The 1006-nt window shown below is 71.0% G+C and carries 1 protein-coding gene; it reads left to right on the top strand.

The window, feature by feature from the left end; all coding sequences use genetic code 11:
* Positions 1-1006 (top strand): acyltransferase domain-containing protein (locus AB0B96_RS40875; protein WP_362907695.1); only part of this gene is annotated, 1006 nt, incomplete at both ends.

Below are 1006 nucleotides of genomic sequence, written 5' to 3'. Positions count from 1 at the left end.
CGGCGTTCGAGTATCGGGCGGTGGTGCTGGCCGATGGTCGTGAGGGTGTGCTGGCCGGGTTGGGTGCGTTGGCCGGGGATCTGCCGGGTGCGGGTGTGGTGCGCGGGGTGGCCGCGGGTGAGCCGCAGTTGGCGTTCCTGTTCACCGGTCAGGGGTCGCAGCGGGCCGGGATGGGCCGGGAGCTGTATGAGCGGTTCCCGGTGTTCGCGGCGGCGTTGGACGCGGTGGTCGCGGAGCTGGATCCGCTGCTTGAGGGGTCGTTGCGCGAGGTGCTGTTCGCCGAGCCGGGTACGGCCGAGGCGGAGGCGCTGGATCGGACCGGGTGGGCGCAGCCTGCTCTGTTCGCGGTGGAGACGGCGCTGTTCCGGCTGGTGTCCTCGTGGGGAATCCGGCCTGATGTGCTGGCCGGTCATTCGGTCGGGGAGATCGCGGCGGCTCATGTGGCGGGGGTGTTGTCGCTGGCGGATGCGTGTGCGTTGGTGGCGGGCCGGGCGCGGTTGATGCAGGCGCTTCCCGCCGGTGGGGCGATGGTGGCGGTGCAGGCCTCCGAGGAGCAGGTCGCCGGGCTGCTGGCCGGGCGCGAAGACCAGGTGTCCATCGCGGCCGTCAACGGTCCGACCTCGGTGGTGATCTCCGGTACCGAAGAGGCGGTGCTGGAAGTGACCGCCGCTCTGCGGGGACGGGAGATCAGGACGAAGCAGCTGCGGGTGTCGCACGCGTTCCATTCGCCGCTGATGGACCCGATGTTGGAGGACTTCCGCACTCTGGCGAGCAGGCTCACCTACGGGGCACCGAGGACCCCGATCGTGTCGACCCTGACCGGACAGGCGGCGACAGCCGAGCAGTTGTGCTCGCCGGACTACTGGGTGGAGCAGGTCCGCGGCGCGGTCCGTTTCGCCGACGGCATCCGTACGTTGCAGGCGCAGGGTGTGCGGGCGTATCTGGAGCTCGGCCCCGACGGGGTGCTGACCGCGATGGCCCAGGACACGCTGACGACCGACCCGGA

Source organism: Streptosporangium sp. NPDC049046, from assembly GCF_040649155.1.
In the GTDB taxonomy this organism is placed as follows: domain Bacteria; phylum Actinomycetota; class Actinomycetes; order Streptosporangiales; family Streptosporangiaceae; genus Streptosporangium.
This window is presented reverse-complemented; position numbering and strand designations above follow the sequence as displayed.